The 3,186-nt window shown below is 70.3% G+C and carries 3 protein-coding genes; 1 reads left to right on the top strand and 2 read right to left on the bottom strand.

Going from position 1 to position 3,186, the window contains the following annotated elements; genetic code table 11:
• Positions 1–84 precede the first annotated feature (84 nt).
• Both ACFVIM_RS34355 and ACFVIM_RS34350 read right to left on the bottom strand, forming a co-directional pair.
• A complete protein-coding gene (locus ACFVIM_RS34355; protein WP_384310098.1) occupies positions 85–375 on the bottom strand; it encodes a DUF3039 domain-containing protein in 291 nt (96 codons plus the stop codon).
• A gap of 586 nt (positions 376–961) precedes the next feature.
• The gene (locus ACFVIM_RS34350) at positions 962–1,522 is read right to left on the bottom strand and encodes a YqgE/AlgH family protein (protein WP_384310095.1); all 561 of its coding nucleotides are present in this window, start codon (positions 1,520–1,522) and stop codon (positions 962–964) included.
• Positions 1,523–1,800: 278 nt separating this feature from the next.
• On the opposite strand from ACFVIM_RS34350, the gene murA reads away from it, so the two are divergent.
• Positions 1,801–3,141, top strand: coding sequence for a UDP-N-acetylglucosamine 1-carboxyvinyltransferase (gene murA / locus ACFVIM_RS34345; RefSeq protein ID WP_384310092.1), 1,341 nt, complete (start codon positions 1,801–1,803; stop codon positions 3,139–3,141).
• Positions 3,142–3,186 lie beyond the last annotated feature (45 nt).

Here is a 3,186-nt window from a genome sequence, read left to right as displayed (position 1 = left end):
TCCATCTCGCGCGCCCCACGGGGCCGTGCACCACCCGGGGTCACCCCGGGAACGTTCTCCACCCGGGGCGACCCCGGGGCCGTCCTACTTGTCCTTGTCGCCCTTGCCCTTGCCCTTGTCCCCACCGGGGCTCATGGACTCGTAGATCTCCTTGCACATCGGGCAGACGGGGTACTTCTTGGGGTCACGCCCCGGCACCCAGACCTTGCCGCAGAGCGCCACCACGGGAGTGCCGTCGAGGGCACTCGCCATGATCTTGTCCTTCTGGACGTAGTGCGCGAAGCGCTCGTGGTCGCCGTCGCCGTGCGATACCTGGGGCGTTGGCTCGACGAGGGTTCCCGTCCCTGACCCGCGCTCGGGCTCAAGAGTGCTCATGGACTCCAAGGGTACCCGGGTCCCCTCCTCCCGTACCCCCGGCGTCGGGCGTGGCGCCGGAGCGGGCGGGCGCCGGCCCGGGCACGCGCGGGCGTCGGCGCGGGCCGGACGCGCTTTCCGTGCGTCCCGCCGTACGCGGTCCGCGGGTGCGGTGTCCGCGTGTTCCGCTGTCCTTCGTCTGCGGGGTTCGGTGGCCTCCGGGCTCACCTCCTCGTGAGCGGCGGACAAGACCCCCCTGTCCCGTGAGACCGGTTGCCCCGCCACTCCCTGCGGGGGCGACCCTGCACCCCCCGAACCTGCCCCCGGAGCCCGGCTGCCGTGGTCGCTGTCGGTGTGACCGTGACCGTTGTCGACTTTCCGAAGAGCCCTCGCCCCGGCTTCCGCCGTGCGAGCCCCGCCACCGGCTCACCCCAAGGACCTCTGCCGGTGAGTAGCTCCGTGTAAGGACTCGCCCTACCCGAGGTCGGTTCTGAGCCAAAGGGGCGCGTCGATGTCTCGTGGCCGTCGCGCGGAGATCGTGAGGAACGAGCGATCGAGCACGTCGGACGCGAGACATCGACTAAAGCGCCCCGGAGGCGAAGAACCGCTAATTCAGAGAAGCGTCGTCGGGGTAGGTGGCGAACATCGCCAGTTCGCTGCGTTGGCGGCGCAGGACCGCGCGCCAGAGGTTCTCCGGGCGGGGGGAGGAGACGTCGCCGGGTTCGGATTCGACGACGTACCAGGCGCCGTCGTTGAGCTCGTCCTCCAGTTGGCCGGGGCCCCAGCCCGCGTATCCGGCGAAGATGCGCAGGGAGCCGAGGGCGGCGCCGAGCAGTTCGGGTGGGGTTTCGAGGTCGACGAGGCCGATGGCGCCGTAGACCCGGCGCCAGCCGAGGGGGCCTTCGTCGCCGGGGATGACGGCGACGCCGAGCGCGGAGTCGAGGGAGACGGGGCCGCCTTGGAAGACGACGCCGGGTTCGCCGGCGAGTGCGGCCCAGGGTTCGAGGATGTCGCCGACGCCGACGGGGGTGGGCCGGTTGAGGACCACTCCGAGGGAGCCCTCGTCGTCGTGGTCGAGCAACAGGACCACCGCCCGGTCGAAATTGGGGTCGGCGAGGGCAGGGGTGGCGACGAGAAGCCGCCCTGTGAGCGAGGACACCTCGGTCATGCGAGACATGATCCCGCATCTTCGGCCGCCGCGGGGGCCGGGTCCCCGCCAGATGACGCGACGCAGCTCAGAAGGGGCGCGATCGTGCCCTTCGACCAAGGCGGAAGGTGACACTCCGCATAACAGCGCTCCACCGAGCGTGCCCCACCGAGCGCATTGCGTCAGAGTGCCCTACGGGCCTGACGGGACAAGGACCCTGGCCCCTTACCCTTTTCACTGACCCTCTGCCCGACCTCCCCTCGCACCACTGAGGGGACCCGCTCCGGAACGCGAGATCCATGACCGGCACAGACGATGTACTGCTTGTCCACGGCGGAACCCCGCTGGAGGGTGAGATCCGCGTCCGCGGCGCCAAGAACCTGGTGCCGAAGGCGATGGTCGCCGCCCTTCTCGGCAGCGAGCCGAGCAGACTGCGCAATGTGCCCGACATCCGCGATGTGCGGGTGGTACGCGGGCTGCTCCAGCTCCACGGGGTGACCGTCCGCCCCGGCGACGAGCCCGGCGAACTGGTGCTCGACCCCACGCATGTGGAGAGCGCCAACGTCGCCGACATCGACGCCCACGCGGGCTCCTCGCGCATCCCGATCCTGTTCTGCGGTCCGCTGCTGCACCGGCTGGGCCACGCCTTCATCCCGGGGCTCGGCGGCTGTGACATCGGCGGTCGTCCCATCGACTTCCACTTCGACGTGCTGCGCCAGTTCGGCGCCCGGATCGAGAAGCGGGACGACGGCCAGTATCTGGAGGCCCCGCAGCGGCTGCGCGGCTGCAAGATCCGGCTGCCCTACCCCTCCGTCGGCTCCACTGAGCAGGTCCTGCTGACCGCCGTGCTCGCCGAGGGTGTCACCGAGCTGTCGAACGCGGCGGTGGAGCCCGAGATCGAGGACCTGATCTGCGTGCTCCAGAAGATGGGCGCGATCATCTCGATCAACACCGACCGCACCATCCGCATCACGGGCGTCGACCGTCTCGGCGGCTACACCCACCGGGCCCTGCCGGACCGTCTGGAGGCCGCCTCCTGGGCGTCCGCGGCGCTCGCCACCGAGGGCAACATCTATGTGCGCGGCGCCCAGCAGCGCTCGATGATGACCTTCCTCAACACCTACCGCAAGGTCGGCGGCGCCTTCGAGATCGACGACGAGGGCATCCGCTTCTGGCACCCGGGCGGCTCCCTGAACGCCATCGCCCTGGAGACGGACGTCCACCCCGGCTTCCAGACCGACTGGCAGCAGCCCCTGGTGGTGGCGCTGACGCAGGCGGCGGGCCTCTCCATCGTCCACGAGACGGTCTACGAGTCCCGGCTGGGCTTCACCTCCGCCCTCAACCAGATGGGCGCTCATATCCAGCTCTACCGCGAGTGCCTGGGCGGCTCCGACTGCCGCTTCGGCCAGCGCAACTTCCTGCACTCGGCCGTCGTCTCCGGCCCCACCCGCCTCCAGGGCGCCGATCTGGTCATCCCCGACCTGCGCGGCGGCTTCTCCTATCTGATCGCGGCGCTCGCGGCGCAGGGCACCTCCCGGGTGCACGGCATCGAGCTGATCAACCGGGGCTACGAGAACTTCATGGACAAGCTCGTGGAGCTCGGCGCCAAGGTCGAACTCCCGGGCGCGTCCCTGGCCTGATCCCCGGGCATACGAAACGCGTACGAAGGGGGTGAGCCCGGTCGC

Source organism: Streptomyces sp. NPDC057638, from assembly GCF_042800315.1.
GTDB lineage: Bacteria > Actinomycetota > Actinomycetes > Streptomycetales > Streptomycetaceae > Streptomyces.
This window is presented reverse-complemented; position numbering and strand designations above follow the sequence as displayed.